Origin of the sequence: Nocardiopsis sp. NPDC101807, assembly GCF_044766605.1 — a bacterium.
Taxonomy (GTDB): domain Bacteria; phylum Actinomycetota; class Actinomycetes; order Streptosporangiales; family Streptosporangiaceae; genus Nocardiopsis; species Nocardiopsis tropica.
Genome location: NZ_JBIWMK010000007.1, coordinates 349,403 through 373,143, shown reverse-complemented (window position 1 = coordinate 373,143; position 23,741 = coordinate 349,403). Strand labels below are relative to the sequence as shown.

The window sequence follows — 23,741 nt, the reverse complement described above, 5'->3', positions numbered from 1 at the left end:
GCGTCACCCCCGCCTCACGCGTCCGTCTCAGTCGCGGACGACCACGTCCATGACGCGAGGGGCCCCCGCCCGCGCCGCGGGCGCCAGCTCAGCGGTGTGCCCGAGGTCGCGCAGAGCCGCCACCAGCTCCTCCGGGGTGTCGGCCTCCACCCCCTCCGCCAGGAGCGCGCGGGCGATGTCCCCCCTGGTGGCCTTGGCCATGTGGCTGACCACCGACCGCTCGACGGTCCCGTCCACCTCGCGCTCGCGCAGCACGCGCACCGCGACGGTGCGCCCGGCCGAGGCGCCGGTCGGCCTGAAGGCCGCCGCGTAGGCGGCCGAACGGCAGTCCACCAGCAGCCGCCCCTCGGCGAGCGCGCCCAGGGGGCCCGCCAGGGCACGGCGCCAGTGGGCGCCCAGCCCGCCCAGAGGGGGCAGCCGCACCCCCATGGACAGCCGGTAGGGCGGAAGCAGGTCGGCGGGGCCGACGACGCCCCACAGGCCGGAGAAGACCAGCACCCGCTCGCGGACGCGGCCGGCCGCGGGGGAGTCGAGGAGGCCGGGCAGCCCCAGCCGCTCGTAGAGGACGCCCGTGTACAGCTCGGCGGCGCGCAGCGTCGGCGCGGTGGCCGCGTCCAGGTTGCGCTTGAGGGCGTCGCCCTGGTTGGCGGTCAGGCCCAGCACGTCCATGGCGACGTCCTCGGGCCCCGCGCACAGCTCCGTCAGCGCCGCCAGCACCTGTTCGCGGACCGGGGCGAGCTCGGGCAGCGTGAGCGAGCCCGGGTCCAGGCGCGGCCCCTCCCCGGAACCGGCCTTGCCCTCGGACGGCGGCAGCAGGACGAGCATGGTGCGGACTCCAGAAGGGGTGGGACGGTGGGTTCCCGCCCATGTTAGGGCGTGTTCGGCGGTGCTGGGCGGAACCCCGGGGATCCGGGCCGCGGGGCCGGCGGCGCCCGGTCCCGCGGCGGGCCGGGAAGCCCCGCCGGCCCCCGCGCGGGGGGCGTCCTCCCGCCGGGACCGCCGCCGCGGGCGCGGCGTGCGGGCCGCGCCGGGCGGCCGCACGGGGCCGGCCCCGTGCCCACGGGACCGCCGCGGCGGGCCGCACGGTAGCATCTGCGCTTCCGACGAGGTCTCCGGGGAGCGGGCATGCACGAGTGGGCGGCGAGGGTGGCACGGGACTGGCCCGCGTTCACCGTGGAGACGCGCGGGGGCTGGAGGCTCGGCCTCGCCGACGGGGTGACCAAGCGGGCGAACTCCGCGCTGGTCCTGGACCCCGGCGCGGACGTCGCGGAGGTCACCGCCTACTACACCGCGCGCGGGGTGAGGCCCTGCGCGCAGGTGTGGCCGGGGGAGGAGGCCGTGGACGCCAGGCTGGCGGAACACGGCTACGAGGTGGTGGAGCCCACGCTCGTCCTCGCCCGCGGCCTGGACGAGCGCCCCGCCGCCGAGGGCGCCTCCCTGATCACCGCGCGTCCCACCCCCGGGTGGTCCGCCCTGTTCGGGCGCACGGGCGTGGACGCGCGCACGGCGGACACCGTCACGCGCATCCTCGGACGGGTCGGCGCGGCCTACGGGGTCGCCGCCTCGGGCGAGGGCCGGGGCTGCGCGGTCCTGGACGGGGAGTCGGTCGGGATCTGCGCCATGGTCACCGACCCCGGGGCCCGCGGGAAGGGCGTGGCCACGGGCCTCCTCGCCGACCTGCTGCGGTGGGCGTACGACGCGGGGGCCCGGAGCGCCTACCTGTGCGTCGTGGAGGGGAACGGGCCGGCCCTGCGGCTGTACGGCGGCGCCGGGTTCGCCCCGGTCTCCCGCTACCACAACCGGGTCCTGGGCTGAGGGGGAGGGAGACCCCGCACACAACGGGACGGCGGCCCCTGTCGGGGCCGCCGTCGCTGTCGGGCCGTCTTCTCTTGTGCTCGTGTGGCTAACGCTCGTCCGCGGAGTTCTTGCTCTCGGTGAGCTTGTCGGTCTCGTCCTGGATGTCCGAAGCGATCTTTCGGAGAGAGTCGTCGTGCTTGCGCATGTGGTGCGCGCAGAACAGGAGTTCGCCGCCGGAGTTCAGCAGCACCCGGACGTAAGCCTGTGCACCACAGCGGTCGCAACGGTCAGCAGCCGTCAGCGGCTGGGTGGGGGCAAGGGTTCCAGTCACTTCGCCATCCTCAATACTCGGCGTTAGTCACCTCTGACAACATCTAACCCGACCCAGACGTTCCCAACCAGCTGCCGTGTACGCCGACAGCGGAATCTGCCTGGTTGGTGCCTGGAAGGAACGCTTTGGGACCTTTCTCGTCGGTCGTCTGCTCTCGGTCTGGTTCTACCCCGGGGAGGGCCCTGCATCCCCGGAAAAGGGGAGTATCCAGGTCGCATCCACCAGAGGTGGTAGTCTCGCGCGGGGCGGGACCCGTGCTCCCTTCGCCCCTGTACCAGCGGAACACGCTCGTGCGCTCCCGGCGACGACGCCGGACGGCGCCCCGGCGGCGCACGCCCGCCCAGCCCGCCACGTGCGAGGGAAAGCGACCGGCGCGCCGTGGCCAGGCCCCCCTTTCGTCGGTGCGGCGCGGTACAAAGGGCACGCACCGCATCAGACCCCGATGGCCCTCGAAACGCAGGAGATGTCCGAGTGACCGCCTTGACCGCAGCCGTCCACGACCCGGGGGACTACTCAGCCCGGCACCTGTCGGTCCTCGAGGGTCTGGAGGCGGTGCGCAAACGCCCGGGCATGTACATCGGGTCCACCGACAGCCGCGGCCTCACCCACTGCATGTGGGAGATCATCGACAACTCCGTGGACGAGGCCCTGGGTGAATTCTGCAGCCGGATCGACGTCACGCTCCACGCCGACGGATCGGTGGCGGTGAGCGACGACGGGCGCGGCATCCCGGTCGACCTGGAGCCCAAGTCCGGGCTCTCCGGGGTGGAGCTGGTCATGACCAAGCTCCACGCGGGCGGCAAGTTCGGCTCCGGCTCCTACACCGCCTCCGGCGGTCTGCACGGCGTCGGCGCCTCGGTCGTCAACGCCCTCTCCGCCCGGGTCGACGTGGAGGTGGACCGCCAGGGCCGCACCCACGCGATGAGCTTCCGCCGGGGCATCCCCGGCCGCTTCGCGGGCCCCGGGCCCGACGCCGAGTTCACCCCCTCGTCCGGGCTGGACCAGATCCGCAAGGTCGCCCAGAGGACCACGGGCACCCGCATCCGGTTCTGGCCGGACATGCAGATCTTCCTCAAGGACGCGGAGATCGCCCGCGAGAACCTGCTGGACCGGGCCCGCCAGACCGCCTTCCTCGTCCCGGGGCTGACCATCTCGGTGCGCGACGAGCGCGCGGAGGGGGAGCCCGCCCACGAGGAGGAGTTCCGTTTCGACGGCGGCATCGGCGAGTTCTGCACCTTCCTGGCGCCGGACGACCCGATCAGCGACGTCCTGCGCATCCAGGGCAGCGGGAGCTTCACCGAGACCGTCCCCGTCCTGGACGACGCCGGCCACATGGTGCCCGCCGACGTCGAGCGCCGCCTCGACGTCGACGTCGCGCTGCGCTGGGGCACGGGCTACGACACCACCGTGCGCTCCTTCGTCAACGTGATCTCCACCCCCAAGGGCGGAACCCACATCAACGGCTTCGAGCGCGCCCTGGTGCGGGTCGTCAACGACCAGCTGCGCGCCACCAAGCTGCTCCGCAACAGCGACGACCCCGTCACCAAGGACGACACGCAGGAGGGGCTCACCGCGGTCGTCACCGTCCGCCTGCCCGAACCCCAGTTCGAGGGCCAGACCAAGGAGATCCTCGGCACCTCCGCCGCGGCCCGCATCGTCTCCCAGGTGGTCGGCAAGGAGCTCCGCGAGTTCCTCACCTCCACCAAGAAGCCGGAGAAGGCCAAGGCCCGCACCGTGCTGGAGAAGGTCGTGGGCGCCGCCAAGGCGCGTCTGGCCGCCCGCCAGCAGAGGGAGACCCAGCGGCGCAAGAACGCCCTGGAGAACTCGGCGCTGCCCGCCAAGCTGGTGGACTGCCGCAGCGAGGGGCTGGAGCACAGCGAGCTGTTCATCGTGGAGGGGGACTCCGCGCTGGGCACCGCCAAGCTCGCGCGCAACTCGGAGTTCCAGGCGCTGCTGCCGATCCGGGGCAAGATCCTCAACGTGCAGAAGTCGTCGGTCACCGACATGCTCAAGAACGCCGAGTGCGCCGCGATCCTGCAGGTCATCGGGGCGGGCTCGGGCCGGACCTTCGACATCGACGCCGCCCGCTACGGCCGGATGATCCTCATGGCCGACGCGGACGTGGACGGCGCGCACATCCGCTGCCTGCTGCTCACGCTCATCTACCGCTACATGCGGCCGATGCTGGAGGCCGGCCGGGTGTTCGCGGCGGTGCCGCCGCTGCACCGCATCGAGCTGACCAACGTCCGTCGCAAGCGGGGCGCCAAGCCCGAGGACCGCTACATCTACACCTACTCCGACGCCGAGCTCCAGCGCACGCTGCTGGACCTGGAGAAGCGCAAGATCGGCTGGAAGGAGCCGGTGCAGCGGTACAAGGGCCTGGGCGAGATGGACGCCGACCAGCTGGCGGAGACCACCATGGACCCGCGCCACCGGACCCTGCGCCGGATCCGGGTGGAGCAGGCCGAGGAGGCCGCGGCCGTGTTCAACCTGCTGATGGGCAACGAAGTGGCGCCGCGCCGCAAGTTCATCCAGCAGGGCGCCCAGGAGCTGGACATCGCCCGCGTCGACATCTGACCGGGACGGGGCCGAGAGGTCCTCGTGCGAAGGGCCCGCACCGGGGTGCGGGCCCTTCGCACGTCCTCAGGGCGCGGCGGGGGGCTCCCACACGCCGTCCCCGAGGAACCGGTCGATGGAGGCCCGGTAGGGGGCGGGGTCCAGGCCCTTCTGCGCCACCCAGCCGTCGTCGTAGTAGCTGTGCTGGTAGCGTTCGCCGCCGTCGCAGATCAGGGTGACCACACTGCCTCTGCGGCCCTCACGGAGCATCCTGGCGACGAGGTGCCACACCCCCCACAGGCTGGTGCCCGTCGAGCCGCCCGCGGACAGGCCGGTGTGGTCGTACAGGTGCCGCATCGCGGCGATGCTCGCCGCGTCGGGCACGGGGATCATGAGGTCGATCACGGAGGGGACGAAGCTCGGCTCCATCCGGGGGCGGCCGATGCCCTCGATCCTGGAGGGCATCCCCGTGGCGTAGTCCGGGGCGCCGGTGACCCAGCCGGGGAAGAACGCCGAGTTCTCCGGGTCCACCACGGCCAGCCGGGTGTCCAACCGCCGGTACCGCAGGTACCTCCCGATGGTCGCGGACGTGCCCCCGGTGCCCGCCCCCACCACGATCCAGTCGGGACAGGGGTAGCGCTCCATGCCGAGCTGCTCGAAGATCGACTCGGCGATGTTGTTGTTCCCGCGCCAGTCGGTGGCCCGCTCGGCGTAGGTGAACTGGTCCATGTAGTGGCCGCCGCTCTCCGCCGCGAGCCGCTCCGCCTCGGTGTACATCGCGGGCGGGCTGTCCACGAAGTGGCACCGGCCGCCGTACCGCTCGATGAGGGCGATCTTCTCCGGGCTGGTCCTGCGCGGGATGACCGTGATGAAGTCCAGCCCGATCAGCCGCGCGAAGTAGGCCTCCGAGACCGCGGTGGACCCCGAGCTGGCCTCCACGATCGTGGTGCCCTCGCGGATCCACCCGTTGGCGAGCCCGTACAGGAACAGCGAACGCGCCAGCCGGTGCTTGAGGCTGCCGGTGGGGTGCACCGACTCGTCCTTCAGGTACAGGTCGATGCCCCACTCCGGGGGCAGGGGGAACGCGTGCAGGTGGGTGTCGGCCGAACGGTTCGCGTCCGCCACGACCTTGCGGACCGCCTCGTCGACCCAGGCGCGGGTACCGTCGTCGCTGCGGTCCACCCACGGGGCGGCGTCGTCCGGTTCCGGAACGGTTGGTGAGGATGCCATGGTCAGCAGGGTAGCCCTCCCCGGCCCCGGCCCCTCCGGGCCCCGGGGGCACGGGGACGCGCCGGATCCGCCCGCGGCCGCCCCGGCACACGGGAGGCCGGGCCCCGAAGGGCCCGGCCCCGGTGCGGGGGCGCCGGTCGGCGCCCCTCAGTCCAGCGATCCCCCGGACATCACCGAGTACATGCGCCGGTAGGTGGCCGCCTCGTCGTGGCGGCTCTGGCGCTCCAGCGTGCGGGCGAGCGCGATGTGCGCCCAGTTGTCCACCGGGTCCAGCTCGATGATCCTGCGGAAGGTCTTCTCGGCCTTGTTGAGCTGAGCGGAGTGGAAGTAGGCGCGTCCGAGCAGCTCCAGCAGCGACCTGCTGTCGGGATCGTGCTCGACGACCGGTTCGAGGGTGCGGGCCGCGTAGATCGGGTCGCCCAGTTCCATGAACATGCGGGCGCGGTTGTAGGTCTCGTAGGTGCTCTCTTCCACGGTGCTCCTTCCGACGGCGCGAACCGTCCCGGATCACAACGGCCGGGGGCCTGGCCGCATTCCCTGGTGTGGCGTGTGGGGTGGAGGCGCTTTGTGAGGTCTGGTGTGACCCACTGGCGCCACCACCCCCATCAGAGAGATCCCCGCACACGTGGCCCGCACACGCGGTCCGCCCTCCGGACCGGGGCGCCGGGGACCGCGGACGGCGCCCCGCGCCGCGTCGTCAGAGGTCCGTGGGGGAGATCCGCCCGGTGTCCACGTCGTAGATCGCACCCGCGACGGGCAGGCCGGCGGGGAGCAGCGGGTGGTGGCGGATGCGCTCCAGGTCGTGCCCCAGCGCGCCCAGCTGGTCGCTGTTCGTGTGGAACTCCAGGCTCCGCGTGTCGATCCCGTACTCCTGCTGGATGAGGTCGTGGACGGCGTCGTCGCCGGCCACCGACGCCATCTTGCAGCGGGTGTGCGGGAGGACCAGCACCCGCTCGACCCCGAGCAGGTACACCGCCAGCACCAGGGTGCGCAGCGTGTCGTCGGTCACCCGTGCGCCCGCGTTGCGCAGGATCTTGGCGTCGCCCGGTTCCAGGCCGAGCATGTCCAAGGGCTCGATCCTGGAGTCCATGCAGGTCACCAGGGCGAGGCCGCGCGCCGCGACCGGTTTGAGCCCGGCCAGCGAGAAGTCGGCCGCGTAGTCCGCGTTGGCCGCGAACACGTCGTCGAAGGCGCCTGCGGAGGGGACGGCACCGTTGTTGTCACCCACGTGGAGTCACTCCCTTGTCCTTGGTCACAGCCGTGCCGTGCGCACCGGAGCACTCCGGTGTGCACGGCACGGGGTGGAGGGGTCAGGCGCCGGGACCGGTGATCCCGGAATCGGTCTGACCGCTACCAACAGTAACGATCGCCCTCGGCAGGGCGTCACCCGACCCGTCCCGACGGTCGCTGGTGTCAGGCAGCCGGACGGGCTTGCCGTCCGCCCGCGAGGCGCGGGCCGGGGCCCGGCCGATCCAGCCGAACAGCAGGGTGTCCTCGCCCTTCAGGTAGCGGTGGCACCGCACGCCGCCCGTGGCGCGGCCCTTCGTCGGATAGGTCTCGAACGGCGTCACCTTGGCCGAACCGGCCTGTGTGCCCTCCGGCGCGCTGGAGGAGCCGGAGACGGTGACCACCACCGAGTCCTCCGGGCTGGGGACGGCGCCGAACCAGAGCACGCGGGCCTCCTCCGACAGGCGCACGCCCGCCACGCCCCCCGCCGGCCTGCCCTGCGGGCGCACGGTGCTCGCCGAGAAGCGCAGCAGCTGGGCCTCCGAGGTGATGAAGGCGAGGTCCTCCTCGCCCGAGGAGAGCTGTGTCACGCCGATGACGCGGTCGTCGTCCTTGAGCGCGATGACCTCGAAGTCGTCCTTGTTGGGCGGGTAGTCCGGGGCCACGCGCTTGACCACGCCGCCGACCGTGCCCACGGCGAAGCCGGGGCCCGACGCGTCCATGGCCACCACCGACACGACGCGCTCGCCCTCCTCGAGCTGGACGAACTCCCCGACGTCCAGGCCCGAGGCCAGGGGCGGGCGCTCGTCGTCGCTGTCCGGCAGCTCGGGCAGCTCCACCACCGGGACGCGGATCATCCGGCCGAGGTCGGTGACCAGGCCGATGTCCGAGCGCGAGGTGGTGGGCACCGAGACGTGGATCGCGTCGTGCCGGGTGCGCAGCCCCTCGTAGACGCGCGGCGCCGCGGCGCCCTTGCTGCGGCCGATGGCGCCGTCGACGCCGAACAGCACGTGGCAGGGCTGGTCGGCCATCTCCAGCGGGACGACCGCGCTGCGGGCGACCCCGTCGCTCTCGCGCAGCTGGGTGCGGCGCGGGGTGGCGAACTCCTTGGAGACGTCGGCGAGCTCCTTGGAGACCACGCGGCGCAGCTTCTTGTCCGACTCCAGGATCGCGGTGAGGGAGTCGATCTCCTGGTTGAGCTTCTCCCGCTCGGTCTCCAGCTCCAGCCTGTCGAACCTGGTCAGGCGGCGCAGCGGGGTGTCCAGGATGTAGCGGGCCTGGGTGTCGGAGAGGCCGTAGGCGCCCATCAGGGACTCGCGGGCCGCCGCCGTGTCGTCGGCCTCGCGGATGAGGGCGATGACGCGGTCGATGTCCAGCAGGGCCGTGACCAGGCCGTCCACCAGGTGCAGGCGCTCCTGCCGCTTCGCGCGACGGTGCTCGCTGCGGCGGCGGACGACCTCCAGGCGGTGGTTGACGTACACCTCGAGGAGTTCGCGCAGGCCCAGGGTCTGGGGCTGGCCTTCCACGAGGGCGACGTTGTTGATGCCGAAGGACTCCTCCATCGGCGTGAGTCGGTAGAGCTCCTCCAGCACGGCCTCGGGGTTGAAGCCGTTCTTGAGCTCGATGACCAGGCGCAGGCCCTGGGTGCGGTCGGTGAGGTCCTTCAGGTCGGAGATGCCCTGGAGCTTCTTGGACTGCACCAGCTCCTTGATGCGGCTGACGACCTTCTCGGGGCCCACGTTGTAGGGGAGGGCCGTGACGACCAGTCCGGTGCGGCGCGCGGAGACCTTCTCGATGGCGACGGTGGCGCGCGTCTTGAAGGTGCCCCGGCCGCTGCGGTAGGCGTCGCGGACGCCGTCCAGCCCGACGATGGTGCCGCCCGTGGGCAGGTCCGGGCCGGGCACGAACTCGGTGAGCTCCTCCAGGGTCGCGTCGGGGTGGGAGATCAGGTGGCGCGCGGCGGCGATCACCTCGCCCAGGTTGTGGGGGGCCATGTTGGTGGCCATGCCCACGGCGATGCCGGACGCCCCGTTGACCAGCAGGTTGGGGAAGGCGGCGGGGAGGACCTCGGGTTCGGTCTCCTGGCCGTCGTAGTTGGGCTTGAAGTCGACGACGTTCTCGTCGATGGACGAGACCAGCAGCTCGGCGGCGCGGTCCAGACGGGCCTCGGTGTAGCGCATGGCGGCGGGGGCGTCGTCGCCGCCCAGCGAGCCGAAGTTGCCGTGGCCGTCGACCAGGGGCACGCGCATGGCGAAGGACTGGCTGAGGCGGACGAGGGCGTCGTAGATGGCGCTGTCACCGTGGGGGTGGAGCCGTCCCATCACGTCCCCGACCACACGGGCGCACTTGACGTGCCCGCGGTCGTGGCGGAGCCCCATCTCGTTCATCTGGTAGAGGATGCGCCGCTGAACCGGCTTCATGCCGTCGCGGGCGTCGGGGAGCGCGCGTTGGTAGATGACCGAGTACGCGTACTCCAGGAAGCTGCCTCGCATCTCCTCGGAGACGTCGATGTCGATGATCTTCTCGGCGAGATCCTCGGGGGGACGGGAAGTAGTACGGGCCATGTCCGTAATTCTGGCCTGTGCCGGAGACTGAAACGTACGCGGACGCGTGGTTGGGCGTGTGTGAGTCGCGCGACTGAGGGGTTTTGACCCCTTGCGACGTGGTTTTCGCCCTGGATGCGCGGAGGGGGCGAAAACCACGTCGCGTGACCGGGACACCCGGTCAGCCGCGGGTCACGGCCTGCTCGCCGGCGGGGACCTCCAGCGAGGCCCCGTCGGAGAAGGTGACGGTCACCGGGGCCGGGCCCGGGTTGAAGGCGGTGTAGGTGCGGGTCCCGCCGTCGTCGAACACCGCGTAGTGGGCGGTGTCGGCGGTGACGGAGGCGTCGACGGTGCCGACCTCGGCGAGGGTGGACACCCACTGGTAGGTGTGCGGCTTGGAGCTGCCCGCCTCGGGCTCGTAGCTCTGCCACTGCTCCTCGAACATGCGCAGGGCGTCGTCGCCGTCGGAGAGGGCCCGGTGGGCCCAGTGGATGTCCCTCCAGATCTCCGGCTCGCGTCCGAGCCGGTCCACGAGCGACCGGTAGACGGCCCCGGCGTGCTCGGGGTCGTGCCCGAGGTAGAGCGACCCGGCGGTGATGGGCAGGTAGTTGATGCCGTAGTGCTCCTCGTCCCCGCCGTCCCACCAGATGCGGTAGTCGCCTCCGTCGCCCCACACCATGCCGACGACGTCGTGCCCGAAGTCCTCGGGGAACGTGTCGCCGTCCCCGTTCTGCCAGTAGCGGGAGACGGTGGAGGCCTGCGTGGTGTGCAGGTACACGCCCAGGTCGCGGATCTCCTCGTCGCCGGTCAGGGAGCCGAACAGGGCGGTGGCGGCGGCGAAGTGCATGCCCTCGGAGGAGGACTCCTGGTTGTTGCCCGCGGCGAAGCCGGCGTGCCCGGACGCCCACCCGTGCCCGGCGTAGGGCGAGAAGGAGCGCAGGCGCGGGAACATCGGGTCGTCGGGGTCGGTGGCGGCCACGTCGCGGATCAGGAGGCGGACCATGCCGCCCCAGGCGTCCTCGGCCGCCCACGCGCGGTCGTAGCGGGCGACGACGGCGGCGGCCGAGACGATGTAGCCGTAGTGGAAGTCGTGGTCGTTGAGCTCCTGGGCGGCTCCGAAGCTGTCGGGGTAGCCGAGCATGGTCCCCCACTCGGCGTCGTAGTGGAACTGGCGGCCGCCCCCGGCCGTCAGCCAGTCCTCCAGGCGGCCCCTGACCAGGTCGAGGAGCGCGTCACGGCCCTCGGTGTGACCGATGGAGTCGGCGATGGGGACGAGCTGGGCGAGGCGGCCCATGGCCTTGCCGTCCCAGTAGGTGTCGCCGGGCTCGGGGAACGGCTCGCCGTCGGCGAGGACCTCGTCGATGAGCTGCCGCATCCGGTCGCGGTCGGCGCCCTCGGCCGTGGGCAGGCCGGGCAGCACGCCGTTGGCGGTCAGCTCCGTCGTGAAGCTCCCGCCCTCGGCGACGCGCATCTCGCCGCGCGGCGACGTGTAGGACAGGCCGGTCACGTCGGTGACGGCGTTGTCCCACTGGTGGGGGTAGAGCGCCATGAGGGTGCCGGTGCGGTCGCCCTCGACCGCCTCGGTCTCCACCCGGTAGGTACTGGTCAGGGTGGCCCCGGCCTCGTCGTAGTCGTAGTCGACCACGGAGCCGGTGACGACGGAGTGGGCGTAGGGGGCGAAGGCGTCCAGGTCCCCGGGGGAGGGGAGGACGGCGACGGAGTAGTGGCCGCCGTCGCCTGTGGCGGCGGTGAAGGTGTCGCCCGACCGGGTCCAGGGGGAACCCGACGGCGCGAACAGCGCGTAGTGGCGGCCGCCGACGCTCGCGCCGACGACGGAGCCGTCCTCGTGCCAGACGTCGGGCGCGCTCTGGAAGCTCACCTCGGCGTCGCCGCCGCTGGTCTCGGCGTAGGCGAAGGGCAGGCCCTGCCCGATGGTGACGCGCAGGGTGGGGCCGCCGCCCGCCCACTCGGCGGTGACCGTCCAGTCGCCGCTGTCGGCGACCCGGGTGTCGGGGGAGTCGAGGCCGACCGCGCCCAGGGACAGGTCGGGGACGTGGGGGAACTCGTACTTGAGGCCGTCGGCCACGAGCCGGGGGGTGTCGGGGTAGCCCATCTCCAGGCCGCCCTCGTGGGGGTGGTAGCTGGCCGGGTGGGCGAAGAGGTTCTCGCCGTGGGGGTTCTCCGGATAGCGCTGGAAGATGAGGGACGACCACCACTCGTTGGTGGGGGCCGCGCCCTCGTAGTCCTCGGTGACCTTGGGGGAGACCGGGGCGCCGCTGAGGTCGGAGGGGCCGGAGGCCCCGGCCGGGAGGGTGTCCGTGTAGCTGCCGGACCCCACGGGGACGGCCGCGGCGCCCGGGGCCGCCGCGGTCGACGCGGGGACGGGCCCGGTGAGCGCCGGGAGGGCGGCGCCGGTGAGGAGGAGGGCGGCGCCGGCCGCCAGGAGCGCGGGCCGCGCGGGCCCTCTCCGCCGTCGGGCCGGGGCCTCGGGGGAGGTGTGTCGGGGGCCGGTCCGGCCCCGTGGTCGGTGCATGTCCGTGTCCTTTTCCGCCGTGTGTGCCGCAAGAAGTCGGGAGCGCTCCCAGACGCGAGCGCCCCAGACGTGAGCCCTGGCGTCGAGTGTTCAGATACCGGTTCGCGAGTGCAATGCCGGGAAGACGGATAGTTTCCGTTTCGTTACGCGGTGTGTTCTGCGGGTTCTCCGGGCGCGGCTCCCCCCGGCACCGGGGGCGGCGGGCGCCCCGGCGCCGCGCCGGAGCGGGGGTCCGCGCGCGTTCCGCCTGTGGACGACCCCTCCGATGTCCTCCGGCTCTGGTACCAAGGAGGACATGGCCACACCCACCGCTGACACCACCGTCCCCGCCGACGCCTCCGGCGACGCCCTCCGCGAGCAGGCCGAGGCGCACCTCCGGGCCCTGGCCGGGGACTCCGCACGACTGCGCGAGGACCAGTGGACCGCCATCCGCGCCCTGGTCGCCGAGCACCGCAGGGCCCTCGTCGTCCAGCGCACCGGCTGGGGCAAGTCGGCGGTGTACTTCGTGGCCACCGCCCTGCGCCGGGCGCAGGGCGCGGGCCCGACCGTCATCGTCTCGCCGCTCCTCGCCCTGATGCGCAACCAGATCTCGGCCGCGGAGCGGGCCGGCATCCGGGCCCGCACCATCAACAGCTCCAACACCACCGCGTGGGAGGCGACCTACGCCGACGTCGCCGCGGGCGAGGTCGACGTCCTGCTGGTCAGCCCCGAGCGCCTCAACAACCCGGAGTTCCGCGACCGGGTCCTGCCGGAGCTGGCCGCGGGCGCGGGCCTGGTCGTCATCGACGAGGCCCACTGCGTCTCCGACTGGGGCCACGACTTCCGCCCCGACTACCGGCGCATCCGGTCCCTGCTGCACGACCTGCCGGACGGGGTGCCCGTCCTGGCCACCACGGCCACGGCGAACGAACGGGTCACCCGCGACGTCGCCGAACAGCTCCAGGCGGGCGGCGAGCGCCAGGACACCCTGGTGCTGCGCGGCTCGCTGGAGAGGGAGAGCCTGCGCCTGGCCGTGGCGCGGCTGCCCGACCCCACGGCCAGGCTCAGCTGGCTCGCGGAGCACCTCCCCAAGATCCACGGGTCGGGCATCGTGTACACGCTGACCGTCAGCGCCGCCCAGGAGACCGCCCGCTTCCTCCGGGAGCAGGGGCTGGAGGTGCGCGCCTACACCGGGCAGACCGACCCCGACGAGCGCCGGGAGGCCGAGGACGACCTCCTCGCCAACCGGGTCAAGGCGCTGGTGGCCACCAGCGCGCTCGGCATGGGCTTCGACAAGCCCGACCTGGGGTTCGTCGTGCACCTCGGCGCGCCGCAGTCCCCGATCTCCTACTACCAGCAGGTCGGCCGCGCCGGACGCGGCGTGGAGCGGGCCGAGGTGGTGCTGCTGCCCGGCCGCGAGGACACCCAGATCTGGGAGTACTTCGCGGGGCTGTCGTTCCCGCCGGAGCAGACCGTCCGCCAGACCCTGGACGTGCTCGCGGCGGAGGGCCGGCCCCTGTCCGTGGCCGCCCTGGAGACCCGGGTGGACCTGCGCCGCACCCGCCTGGAGCAGATGCTGAAGGTGCTGGACGTGGACGGCGCGGTCCGCCGGGTCCGCGGCGGGTGGGAGGCCACCGGCCGACCGTGGAGCTACGACGCGGAGCGGTACGCGGCCGTCACCGAGGCGCGTGAGCGGGAGCAGCGCGCCATGCTCGACTACATCGACCTCGACACCTGCCGCATGGAGTTCCTGCGACGCCAGCTGGACGACCCCGAGAGCGTCGCCTGCGGGCGCTGCGACGTGTGCACCGGCGAGTACTGGGGCACCGACGTGGACCCCGGGCGCCGGGAGGCCGCGGCGGAGCACCTCGACCGGCCGGGCACGCCCATCGCCCCGAGGCGGCAGTGGCCGTCCGGCATGGACACCCTGGGGGTGGGCCTGACCGGAAAGATCAAGGAGGACCTCCGCGCCGGGGAGGGGCGGGCCCTGGGCCGCCTCACCGACATCGGGTGGGGCAACGAGCTGAGGCGCGTGCTCGCGGACGACGCGCCGGACGCCCCGGTGGACGAGCGGATGCTCCAGGGCGTCGTGCGGGTCCTGGCCACGTGGGGCTGGGAGCGCCGGCCGGTCGGCGTCGTCGTGATGCCGTCCCGCACACGGCCCGCCCTGATCGAGGACCTCGCCTCCCGCCTGTCCCGGCTGGGGAGGCTGACCCCGGTCGGGGCGCTGGAGTACGCAGGGGCCGTGGAGCAGAGGAAGCACAACAGCGCCATGCGCCTGGCCCAGGTGTACGCGTCCCTGCGCGTCGGCGACGGACTGCGCGAGCGGCTGGCGGCGGTCCAGGCCGAGACGCCCGGACCGGTCCTGCTGGTGGACGACTACACCGACACCGGCTGGAGCCTGACCGTGGGCGCCGCCCTGCTCAGGAGCGCGGGCGCCCCCGAGGTGCTGCCGCTGACCCTGGCCACCACCGGGGGCTGAGCGCCGCCGCGGGGGGCGGGTCCGTCGCCCGCGGCGCGGACCGGCGGGCGTACGGCGCCGCCGCGCCACGGCCGCCGGAAGGCGGACGCGCGGGGTCAGCGGATGCGCTGGCCCCGTGGGGCGCCGCGCCGGACGGGCTGGCCCTCGCCCAGGTCGGGGCGGGCGCCCGGCTGGTGCAGGGCCCGCGCGGCCAGGCGGTGGGCGCGGCCCAGCGCCTCCTTGGGGTGGCGTCCGGCGAGCCACGCCGGGAGGAACCCCGCGATGAAGGCGTCCCCGGCCCCCACGGAACCGGGGGAGGGCTCCACCGGCTCGGCGGGAGCGGTCACGCAGTCGTCACGGGTCTTGGACGCCCACAGGCCGCCGCCCTGGCCCAGCTTGAGCACCACGTTGGGGAACCAGGCGGTCAGCACCTTGGCCGCGGCCTCGGGGTCCTCCCGGCCGGTCAGCACCCTGGCCTGGTCGACGTTGGCGAACAGCAGCCGCGCGCCCTGGGTCCAGTCCAGGAAGTTCTCGGCGCCCGCGCGCTCCAGCGGCGCGTGCGAGCCGCCGTCGACCGAGATCGACATCCCGCTCTCGCGGGCCATCCGCAGCGCCACCCGGGCCGCGCGCCGGGAGTCGGCGTTGATCAGGGTGTACCCCGACACGTGCAGGTGCCCGTCGGGGCCGAACACGTCGCGGGGGAGGTCCTCGGGCTGGAGGCGGGCGTTGGCGCCGGGGTCGCTCAGCATCGTGCGGTCGCCCCGGTGGGTGATCATCACCACGCAGGTCCCCGTGGGCCGCTCGGGGTCCATCACCATGCGCGAGTCCAGGCCGTAGCCCATGAGCTCCATCTCACGGGTCCGGCCGGTGATGTCGGAGCCGCGGCGGCCGACGAAGGTGGTGTCGGTACCCTCCACGGCCAGCCACGAGGCGATGTTCGCCCCGGAGCCCCCGCCATACATGATCACGGACGCCGGAGTGTCGCTGCCGCGGGCCAACGGGTGGAACGCGCGCGCGACGGCGTCGGTCATCAGGTCACCGATCACGACCACTCGTGTCATTTCGCCAGCCACCACCGAGGGTTATAAGAATCCGTGCTCGCACGACGTTAACAGGTGAACCGTCAGCGGCGTGTAACGAAGTGAACGCGCCCCGGCCACACGTCGGGGGGAGGACGCCGATCGCCGCTGTGGAGGGCGTCGCCGCGCCCCGGGAGCCCGCCGCGATGAGCATTGCGTCACGTGGGGCCGGTCGGCCCGCACGGGCCGACCGGGGGCCGGGGAGGACGTACCGTGCGGGCGCCCCGGGGCGTTTTCGCGGTGCCCGCATGGACTTTCCCCGGATTCGGCCGATTGTCGTCTAGTCTCGCAGTCGTGCAGTCCTACCCGAATCACTGGGAAGCCGACGTCGTCCTGACCGACGGAGGCACCGCGCACCTGCGCCCCATCACCCCTGAAGACGCCGACCTGCTGCGCGAGTTCCACGCACGCCTCTCCCCGGAGACGATCTACTACCGGTTCTTCGCGCCCTACCCCAAGCTCTCCGACCGCGACGTGAAACGGTTCACGACGGTCGACTACGAGGACCGCGTGGCCCTGGTCGCCACCATCTCCGACTCCCTGGTCTCCGTGGTGCGCTACGACAAGGTCGCGCCCGAGGAGGCCGAGGTCGCCTTCGTCGTGGAGGACGGCCACCAGGGCCGCGGCCTGGCGTCGGTGCTGCTGGAGCACATCGGCGCCGCCGCGCGCGAACGGGGGGTGCGCCGCTTCATCGCCGACGTGCTGCCCGAGAACCGGCGGATGATCAACGTCTTCCGCGAGGCCGGGTACACCGCCCAGCAGACCTTCGACGAGGGGGTCATCCGCCTCACGCTGGACCTCCAGCCCACGGACGACTCCACCGAGGTCATGCGGGCCCGCGAGCAGCGCGCGGAGTCGCGCTCCATCGCCCGGCTCCTGTTCCCCGACTCGGTCGCCGTCATCGGCGCGAGCCGGACCGCCCACACCATCGGCCAGACGGCCCTGCGCAACCTCCTCGGAGGCGAGTTCCAGGGGCCCGTCTACCCGGTGCACCCCGAGGCCAAGGCCGTCGTGGGCGTGCGCGCCTACCCCTCGGTCCTGGACATCCCCGACCAGGTGGACCTCGCCGTCGTGGCGGTCCGCGCCGACATGGTCGTCGATGTCGTCGAGCAGTGCGCGGAAAAGGGCGTGCTCGGGCTGGTCGTGGTCAGCTCCGGGTTCGGGGAGACCGGGCCGGAGGGCCGCGCGCGCCAGGACGAGCTGGTGCGCACCGCCCGCGCCGCCGGCATGCGCGTCGTCGGCCCCAACTGCCTGGGCATCGCCAACAGCGACCCCCGGGTGTCGCTCAACGCGACCCTGTCCCCCGACCTGCCCCCGGTGGGGTCGATCGGCTTCTTCTCCCAGTCCGGAGCCCTGGGGCGCGCCATCCTCCAGCGGGTGGCCGAGCGGGGGATGGGCCTGTCCACGTTCGTCTCCGCGGGCAACCGCGCCGACGTGTCCGGCAACGACCTCATGCAGTACTGGCAGGAGGACCCCGCCACCGAGGTCGTCCTGCAGTACCTGGAGTCGCTCGGCAACCCGCGCAAGTTCACGCGCCTGGCCCGGCGCCTGGCCAAGCAGAAGCCCGTCGTGGCGGTGCGCAGCGGCGGTTCCGCGCAGACCACCCCCACCGGCCACGCCGCGGGAGGGCTCGCCCTGCCCGACTACGCCGTCACCTCGCTGTTCCAGCAGGCCGGGGTGGTCCGGGTCGACGACATCACGCAGATGTTCGACGCCGCCCAGGTGTTCGCCTACCAGCCACTGCCCAAGGGCCCCAGGGTGGGCGTCATCGGCAACTCCGACTCCCTGGAGCTGCTGGTCAAGGACGCCGCGGTGCGCCAGGGCCTCAAGCCCCACGACCCGGTCAACCTCGGCCCCCAGGCCACCGCCGAGGACTTCGACCTCGCGCTGGAGACGGCCCTGGCGGCCGAGGACGTGCACTCGGTCGTGGTCGTGTTCATCCCCGCCCTCCACCCCATCTCCGACGACGTCGCGCGGGTCCTGCGAGCGCGCTCGCTCAACTCCGACAAGCCCATCGTGGCCACCTACCTGGGACGCCAGGGGCTCCCCGAGGAGCTGCGCCACGTCGGCGACGGCGGCGAGACCCTGCGCGGATCGGTCCCCTCCTACCCCTCGCCCGAGGACGCGGTCCGCGCCCTGGCCTACGCGACCCGCTACACGCAGTGGCGCAACCGCAAGCCGGGACGCCACCCCGAACTGCCGGACATCGACGGGGCCCGTGCCCGCGCGACGCTGGTCCGCGCGCTCAGGAACGCCAAGCCGTCCGCGGACGACGTCGCCTGGTTCGGCGGCGAGCGCCGCTACGACGAGGAGACGGCGATCTCCGGTGAGGACGCCCGCGACCTGCTGTCCTGCTACGGCATCACCGCCTACCCGGACATCCCGGTGTCCTCGGCGGAGGGCGCCGTGGTCGCCGCCGGGCACCTCGGCTACCCGGTCGTCGTCAAGGCCGACTCGCCCGACCTGCGGGTCCGTGCGGGGGGCGCGTTCGTCCGGGCGGACCTGCGCACGCCGGAGGACGTGCGCAGCGCCTTCCTGTCGCTGTACGACCGGTTCGGCGCCGAGGCCGGGCTCGTCGTCCAGCGCATGGCCGCGCCCGGCGTGCCCACGGTGATCCGTGCCGGGGACAACCAGTCCTTCGGGTCGGTGGTCTCGTTCGGCCTGGCCGACGTGACCGCCGAACTCCTGGACGACCGGGCGTTCCGCCTGGCGCCCCTCACCGACATGGACGCCGCCGACCTCATCCACGCGGTGCGCGCGGCGCCCCTGCTGTTCGGCCTCCCCGCGGGCGCGACCTCGCTCGCGGAGCAGCCCGACGTGGAGGCGCTGGAGGAACTCCTCATCCGGGTGTCGCGCCTGGTGGAGGCGTTCCCCGAGATCGGCTACGTGGACCTGGACCCGGTGCTCGTCAACGCCACCGGCGCCCACGTGCTGGGCGCGCGCATGTGGCTGCGGGAGGCGCCCGAGGTACGGCCCGACGCGGGGCCGCGGAGGCTGCGCGGGGTGACGTTCTGATCAGGGGGTGGTCCGCCCGCTTCTCGGCCCGGTCGCGAAGTGTCACGGGAAAGGGGCAGGATAGGGGTATGAGGAAAACACGTGCCGTGTCCACGGACTGGCGACTGGAGATCGAGCGCAGCGGGTACTACCCCGCGCTGGTGATCGACGCCGTCGCGCAGGCCCTGGGCGGAGAGAGCGCCGAGGCGTTCATCGTGCACCACGAGGCGACCTTCGACCCGGCGATGGAGATGCGGCGGCACATCACCGTGATGCTGCTGACCGCGACCCGGCTCGTGGTGTGCCACACGGACGAGCACCCGCCGAACGAGACGGAGGACACCTCGCACGCGTCCACCACGACGGACAGCATCCAGATGGGCAACATCCAGTCGGTCGCCCTGACCAGGGTGGTGCCCAACCCGGCCCAGTACACCCCGGGCAGCCTGCCCAGCGAACTGGTGCTGAGCGTCAACCTCTCGGTCAACTGGGGCGCCGTCGCCAACATCGACCTCGAACCGGCCGCCTGCGCCGACGAGACGTGCGAGCTCGACCACGGCTACACCGGCGCGATCACCGCGGAGCCCCTCACACTGCGGGTGAGCGAGGCCGCCGACGGCGCCGCGGCGGTCTCCGCGATGATGCACTTCGCCGAGGCCCTGTCCACGGCCACCACGCGCTGAACCGCCGGGCGCACCGGGCCGTCCTCCCGGGGGGCGCGGACCAGTTGGGTCCGCGCCCCCCGGGCGTGCGGGCCGGGGGCGCCGGTCGGCGACGGAGAGGGGCCGTCCCCGCCGGCGCGCGTAACACTCCCGCGTCGGGGTGTGACGGGGACTTAACGAACCGGGTGTGACGAAGCGTGGTGCCTCGGCGATCGCTCCGTCTAAGGTGGAAGCGGATTCGCGCATACCGCCACAAGCGAGACGCGACCGGCCACGAACCGCCTGCGTACGCGCGCGTCCGACAGGTCCGCGCGCGGTACACCCCCTCTCCGCGCACGCGGGGATGGACACGGAGAAAGGTCAGCCTGCGATGACGCAGCACCCGTCCCCGATGCCCCCGGACGACGCCCCCCTGGTGCGCCTGTCCGTCGACCGCGCCATCGCCACGGTCACCCTGGACTCCCCCGGCAACCGCAACGCGCTCTCCGCGCGGCTGCGCTCCGAACTGTCCGCGGCCCTCGCCGAGGCGGTGGCCGACGACGGGGTGCGGGGGATCGTGCTCACCGGCACGGGCCCCGTGTTCTGCGCCGGGGCCGACCTGAAGGAGGTCGCCGCGGCGCTCCAGGGCGCCCCGACCGAACCGGCCCCCGAGCTCCCCGAGATCTTCGAGCAGGTCATGGGCGCCCCGAAACCGGTGATCGCCGTCCTCAACGGCGCCGCCCGCGCCGGGGGGATCGGGCTGGTGGCCGCCGCCGACATCGCGCTCGCGCCCAAGAGCGCCACCTTCGCCTTCACGGAGGTGCGGATCGGCGTGGTCCCCGCCGTCATCTCCGTCCCGGTGTCCGCGCGCATGCACTCGCGCCAGCTGAGCCGTTACTTCCTCACCGGCGAGCTGTTCGACGCCTCGGCCGCGGCCAGGGCGGGCCTGCTCACCCAGGCCGTCCCCGACCGCGACATGGCCCACGCCGTGGACGCGGTCCTCCAGGGGCTGAGGGGGGCGGCCCCGCGCGCGCTGTCCCGCACCAAGGAGCTCCTGGGGGAGCTCGCCTCGGGCGCGCTGGCCGCGCCCGAACGGCGCAAGGAGGCGTTCACGAGGATGGGCGAGCTGTCCGCCGAGTTCTTCTCCGGTGAGGACGCCGCCGAGGGGCGGGCCGCCTTCTTCGAGAAGCGCGCCCCCCGGTGGGCGCGGTAGCTCCGGCCCGGTGCGGGGGCGGATCCCGGCGGGGAGGCGGGGCGTCCGGACCGCCGCGCGTCCGGCGCGCGCGGCCCGGGTGCGCCCGCTCCCCCCGGCAGGCCACAATGGTCGGGTGAGCTACTCCGGAGATACGAGGGTCGGCGGTCCAGCCGACCTGCGACGACTGACCAACCTGACGATCAGCAAACTCACCGTCGGCCCGATGGACAACAACGCCTACCTGCTGCGTTGCCACTCCACCGGTGAGGCGGTACTCATCGACGCCGCCGCGGAGCCGGACCGGATCCTGGACATGGTCGGCGAGGACGGACTCGCGCGGGTGGTCACCACCCACCGCCACCAGGACCACTGGTCGGCCCTCGCGGAGGTGGTCGGCCAGACCGGGGCCCGGACGGTGGCCCACCCCGACGACGGGGAGGAGCTCCCGGTGTCGGTGGACGAGCCCGTCGTCCACGGGACCCGGATCCCGGTCGGCGAGAGCTCCCTCACCGTCATCCACCTCCGCGGACACACGCCCGGGTCGATCGCCCTGCGCTACGACGACCCGGACGGGCGCACCCACCTCTTCACGGGCGACTCGCTCTTCCCGGGCGGCGTCGGCCGTACGTGGTCGGACGAGGACTTCCGCACCCTCTTCGGGGACGTGGAGGAGCGCGTGTTCGGAGCGCTCGCCGACGACACCTGGGTCTACCCCGGGCACGGCGCCGACACCACCCTGGGCGCGGAGCGGCCCAGTCTCGGGGAGTGGCGCGAACGCGGCTGGTGACGGCGTTCCCCACGGAGCGGTGGCCGCCGCCCCCGGGGCGCACGGTCCGGCGGCGCGGCTCAGGCGCCGAAGCAGCAGAAGCCGGCCCGTCCGAGGTGGACGGCCACCGCCTCGGGCACGGGCACGCCGCCGACCAGGGCGCGGTGGAAGCGGCGCATGGCCTCGCCGGTCCCGGAGTCGCCCACGGGGACGGGGCTGGCCACGACGGTGCGGGCCCCGGCGGCCAGGAGGGCGCCGGCGAACCCCAGCGGGGCGCCGGTCCGCCCCGCGAAGTCCCTGCCGCTCCAGCAGGTGGACAGGACCACGGTGTCCGGCACACGCGGCAGGGCCGACAGGTCGCAGGCGAGCATCGGACCGTCGGAGAGGCCGACGGAGGCCAGCATGGGCGAGCGGTCGGGCACGCGCCCGTGCCCGGCCAGGTGCGCCAGGTCGGCCTGCCCGAGCCCGGCCAGCACCTCCCCGCGCCCGGCCCGGTCCCCGGTGAGCACCCGCGCCCCCGGGTAGAGGTCCGCCAGCCGGGAGACCTCGCGGACGGCTCCGCCGGGTTCGGGAGCGGCCACCAGGAGGACGCGCCCGGGGCGGGGCGCCCCCGGGCCGGGATCCCGTCGGCGGTCCAGCCAGAAGCGGGCGGTGGGCACCAGGTTCACGGGGCGTCCGCGCAGCGCCGGCAGCATGCCCCAGGGCGGGTCGCCCAGGAAGGGGTCGCTGGCCACGACCAGCGGCCGGTCCCCGACCAGCGGCAGTGCGGGGCCGAGCAGGGCCCGCGTGGCGAGGGCGGCCGCCTCGCGCGCAGCGGCGCCGGGCGGGCGGCCGGGGACGAGGATCGGGTGGACGAACCGGGCGAGGGCCCGCGCCACCCGGGGGAGCGGGCCCAGCACGCGTGCGTGTACGCGTCCGGCCACCGCGACGAGCACCACCGCGTCCCCCGCGGCCCTGGTGTACCGCAGGAACGCCCTGTCCCCGAGCCGCTCCAGGAGGGGGCCGGTGACGGGGTGCGGACGGCCGACGCGGTCCGGGGAGCCCGGACGCGGCGCGGGGACGGTGCGGGGCGGCCGGTTCCCGGCCTGGCGGGCGGGCGGTGCGCCGCCGGGGTCCCCCGCGGTCCGGGCCTCGTGGTGGGCCCGCCAGCGCGCCGACTCCCAGAGGCGGGCCGCCGCGTCCGCGTCCCGGTCGTGGACCAGGGCCTCGCGGTACCCGTCCGCCAGCGCGGCCGTCCCGGGGCCGTGCGCCAGGGGGCCGGGAAGGCGCGGAACGGCCCAGGTCCGGGCCAGCTCCGCCCACTCCATGGCGGCGGACGCGTCCCCGCAGGCCAGGGCGCTCTCCAACCCCGCCCGCACGACGTGCGGGTCCTCGGCCGGCCCGTCCGACCGGGGCGCGGCAGGCCCGCCCTCCGCGGCCAGCGACGCCAGCGCCCCGCGCCGGGCGGGCGGCGCGCCCCGCGCGGTGACGGCCAGCGGGACCCTCGCCGCCAGCGCGTTCTCGGCCCGCTCGACGGGTGAGAGCGGACGGGGGCGCGCCTCGCGCAGGGCCCTGCGCTCCAGGCGGGAGGCCAGCCGGTACCAGAGCGAGCCCCCGCCGAAACCGCTGCGGACGCGGCGGGCCAGCTCCGCCGCCCGGCGGTGGTCGCCCCGCAGGAGCCACAGCTTGGACTCCACCAGCAGCGTGCTCGCCGATGACGACCTCCCGTCGGCCCAGGGGCCGTCCGCGAGGACCTCCGCGGCCTCCTCCACCAGCCCCTCGGCCAGCAGCGCCTCCGCGAGGTCCACGTGCAGGGCCTCCCTCCGTGAGGACGGCAGGCGCGGGGCGAGCGCGTGGAACGCCGCGATGGCCGTGGAGGCGTCGCCCCGGTAGAGGCTGAGGCAGCCCAGGTTCTGGCCGGCCGCCATGCCCAGCAGGGGCAGTCCCCGCTCCTCGGCGAGGGAGAGGGCCTCGCGCAACTGGTCCTCGGCCCGGTCGAGGCGGCCGCACAGGATCTGCGCCAGGCCCAGGTTGACCAGGAGCCCGGGAACCACCTGGGCCGCCTCGGACACGGGGTGGCCGTCCAGGCGCAGGCGGGTGTCGGTGAGGAGGTCCACGGTCTCCTCGAACCTGCCGTCCTGGGCGAGCCGGACCCCGTGGGTGACCCGGGCGAGGAGGGTTCCCCCGGAGCGCGACACGCGGTCGCCGGACCGGAGCGCGGGAGGGGAGGCGGAGGGGGACGTCGGTGGACCGAGGGACACGACCGGCTGCCTTTCGCCGAGGGGCGGGCCGGAACCAGTGATAGCAGGGTCGGAGTCCGCGGGGGAACGGTGTCCGCGCCGCTGTGGACGAACCGGGGGGAGCGAAGACGGACGAAGCGGTGCGGGCACGGGCGAACGGGGGCGGGTTCGCGCGCGTCCCCAACCCGGG

At 73.8% G+C, this 23,741-nt stretch carries 16 protein-coding genes; 7 read left to right on the top strand and 9 right to left on the bottom strand.

The window, feature by feature from the left end; genetic code table 11:
* Positions 1 to 27: 27 nt before the first annotated feature.
* The gene (gene yaaA, locus ACIRPH_RS22990) at positions 28 to 825 is read right to left on the bottom strand and encodes a peroxide stress protein YaaA (protein ID WP_402917513.1); all 798 of its coding nucleotides are present in this window, start codon (positions 823 to 825) and stop codon (positions 28 to 30) included.
* A 300-nt stretch (positions 826 to 1,125) separates the two neighbouring features.
* On the opposite strand from yaaA, the gene ACIRPH_RS22985 reads away from it, so the two are divergent.
* The gene (locus ACIRPH_RS22985; RefSeq protein WP_402917510.1) at positions 1,126 to 1,815 is read left to right on the top strand and encodes a GNAT family N-acetyltransferase; all 690 of its coding nucleotides are present in this window, start codon (positions 1,126 to 1,128) and stop codon (positions 1,813 to 1,815) included.
* Positions 1,816 to 1,903: 88 nt separating this feature from the next.
* Here the strand turns inward: ACIRPH_RS22985 and ACIRPH_RS22980 are convergent, their stop codons facing one another.
* Positions 1,904 to 2,128, bottom strand: coding sequence for a hypothetical protein (locus ACIRPH_RS22980; RefSeq protein ID WP_267948676.1), 225 nt, complete (start codon positions 2,126 to 2,128; stop codon positions 1,904 to 1,906).
* 471 nt (positions 2,129 to 2,599) lie between these two features.
* On the opposite strand from ACIRPH_RS22980, the gene ACIRPH_RS22975 reads away from it, so the two are divergent.
* Positions 2,600 to 4,705, top strand: coding sequence for a type IIA DNA topoisomerase subunit B (locus ACIRPH_RS22975; RefSeq protein ID WP_402917506.1), 2,106 nt, complete (start codon positions 2,600 to 2,602; stop codon positions 4,703 to 4,705).
* 66 nt (positions 4,706 to 4,771) lie between these two features.
* On the opposite strand, the gene ACIRPH_RS22970 is transcribed toward ACIRPH_RS22975, so the two are convergent.
* From ACIRPH_RS22970 to ACIRPH_RS22950, 5 genes are all read right to left on the bottom strand, one after another.
* Positions 4,772 to 5,914, bottom strand: a complete 1,143-nt coding sequence (locus tag ACIRPH_RS22970; RefSeq protein WP_402917503.1) for a PLP-dependent cysteine synthase family protein — start codon at positions 5,912 to 5,914, stop codon at positions 4,772 to 4,774.
* 147 nt (positions 5,915 to 6,061) lie between these two features.
* Positions 6,062 to 6,388 carry a tetratricopeptide repeat protein gene (locus ACIRPH_RS22965; protein ID WP_402917500.1) on the bottom strand — a complete coding sequence of 109 codons (327 nt, stop codon included), beginning with the start codon at positions 6,386 to 6,388 and terminating at the stop codon, positions 6,062 to 6,064.
* 223 nt (positions 6,389 to 6,611) lie between these two features.
* Positions 6,612 to 7,142 (bottom strand): beta-class carbonic anhydrase, encoded by a 531-nt coding sequence (locus ACIRPH_RS22960; RefSeq protein ID WP_402917497.1) that lies wholly within the window; start codon positions 7,140 to 7,142, stop codon positions 6,612 to 6,614.
* Positions 7,143 to 7,224: 82 nt separating this feature from the next.
* The gene (locus ACIRPH_RS22955) at positions 7,225 to 9,705 is read right to left on the bottom strand and encodes a DNA topoisomerase (ATP-hydrolyzing) subunit A (protein WP_402917494.1); all 2,481 of its coding nucleotides are present in this window, start codon (positions 9,703 to 9,705) and stop codon (positions 7,225 to 7,227) included.
* 160 nt (positions 9,706 to 9,865) lie between these two features.
* Positions 9,866 to 12,217 (bottom strand): glycosyl hydrolase, encoded by a 2,352-nt coding sequence (locus ACIRPH_RS22950; RefSeq protein WP_402917492.1) that lies wholly within the window; start codon positions 12,215 to 12,217, stop codon positions 9,866 to 9,868.
* Positions 12,218 to 12,512: 295 nt separating this feature from the next.
* On the opposite strand from ACIRPH_RS22950, the gene ACIRPH_RS22945 reads away from it, so the two are divergent.
* The gene (locus ACIRPH_RS22945) at positions 12,513 to 14,678 is read left to right on the top strand and encodes a RecQ family ATP-dependent DNA helicase (protein ID WP_402917489.1); all 2,166 of its coding nucleotides are present in this window, start codon (positions 12,513 to 12,515) and stop codon (positions 14,676 to 14,678) included.
* Between the two features lie 95 nt (positions 14,679 to 14,773).
* Here the strand turns inward: ACIRPH_RS22945 and ACIRPH_RS22940 are convergent, their stop codons facing one another.
* Positions 14,774 to 15,709, bottom strand: coding sequence for a carbohydrate kinase family protein (locus ACIRPH_RS22940; protein ID WP_267950288.1), 936 nt, complete (start codon positions 15,707 to 15,709; stop codon positions 14,774 to 14,776).
* A gap of 321 nt (positions 15,710 to 16,030) precedes the next feature.
* On the opposite strand from ACIRPH_RS22940, the gene ACIRPH_RS22935 reads away from it, so the two are divergent.
* From ACIRPH_RS22935 to ACIRPH_RS22920, 4 genes are all read left to right on the top strand, one after another.
* Positions 16,031 to 18,751 carry a GNAT family N-acetyltransferase gene (locus ACIRPH_RS22935; protein ID WP_402917486.1) on the top strand — a complete coding sequence of 907 codons (2,721 nt, stop codon included), beginning with the start codon at positions 16,031 to 16,033 and terminating at the stop codon, positions 18,749 to 18,751.
* A gap of 86 nt (positions 18,752 to 18,837) precedes the next feature.
* Positions 18,838 to 19,413 carry a DUF5998 family protein gene (locus ACIRPH_RS22930; RefSeq protein ID WP_402917826.1) on the top strand — a complete coding sequence of 192 codons (576 nt, stop codon included), beginning with the start codon at positions 18,838 to 18,840 and terminating at the stop codon, positions 19,411 to 19,413.
* Between the two features lie 349 nt (positions 19,414 to 19,762).
* Positions 19,763 to 20,584 carry an enoyl-CoA hydratase-related protein gene (locus ACIRPH_RS22925; protein WP_402917483.1) on the top strand — a complete coding sequence of 274 codons (822 nt, stop codon included), beginning with the start codon at positions 19,763 to 19,765 and terminating at the stop codon, positions 20,582 to 20,584.
* A 115-nt stretch (positions 20,585 to 20,699) separates the two neighbouring features.
* Complete coding sequence (locus ACIRPH_RS22920) at positions 20,700 to 21,353, top strand: MBL fold metallo-hydrolase (protein ID WP_402917480.1); 654 nt, start codon at positions 20,700 to 20,702, stop codon at positions 21,351 to 21,353.
* A gap of 59 nt (positions 21,354 to 21,412) precedes the next feature.
* Here ACIRPH_RS22920 and ACIRPH_RS22915 read toward each other — a convergent pair whose 3' ends face one another.
* The gene (locus ACIRPH_RS22915) at positions 21,413 to 23,572 is read right to left on the bottom strand and encodes a CHAT domain-containing protein (protein WP_402917477.1); all 2,160 of its coding nucleotides are present in this window, start codon (positions 23,570 to 23,572) and stop codon (positions 21,413 to 21,415) included.
* Positions 23,573 to 23,741 lie beyond the last annotated feature (169 nt).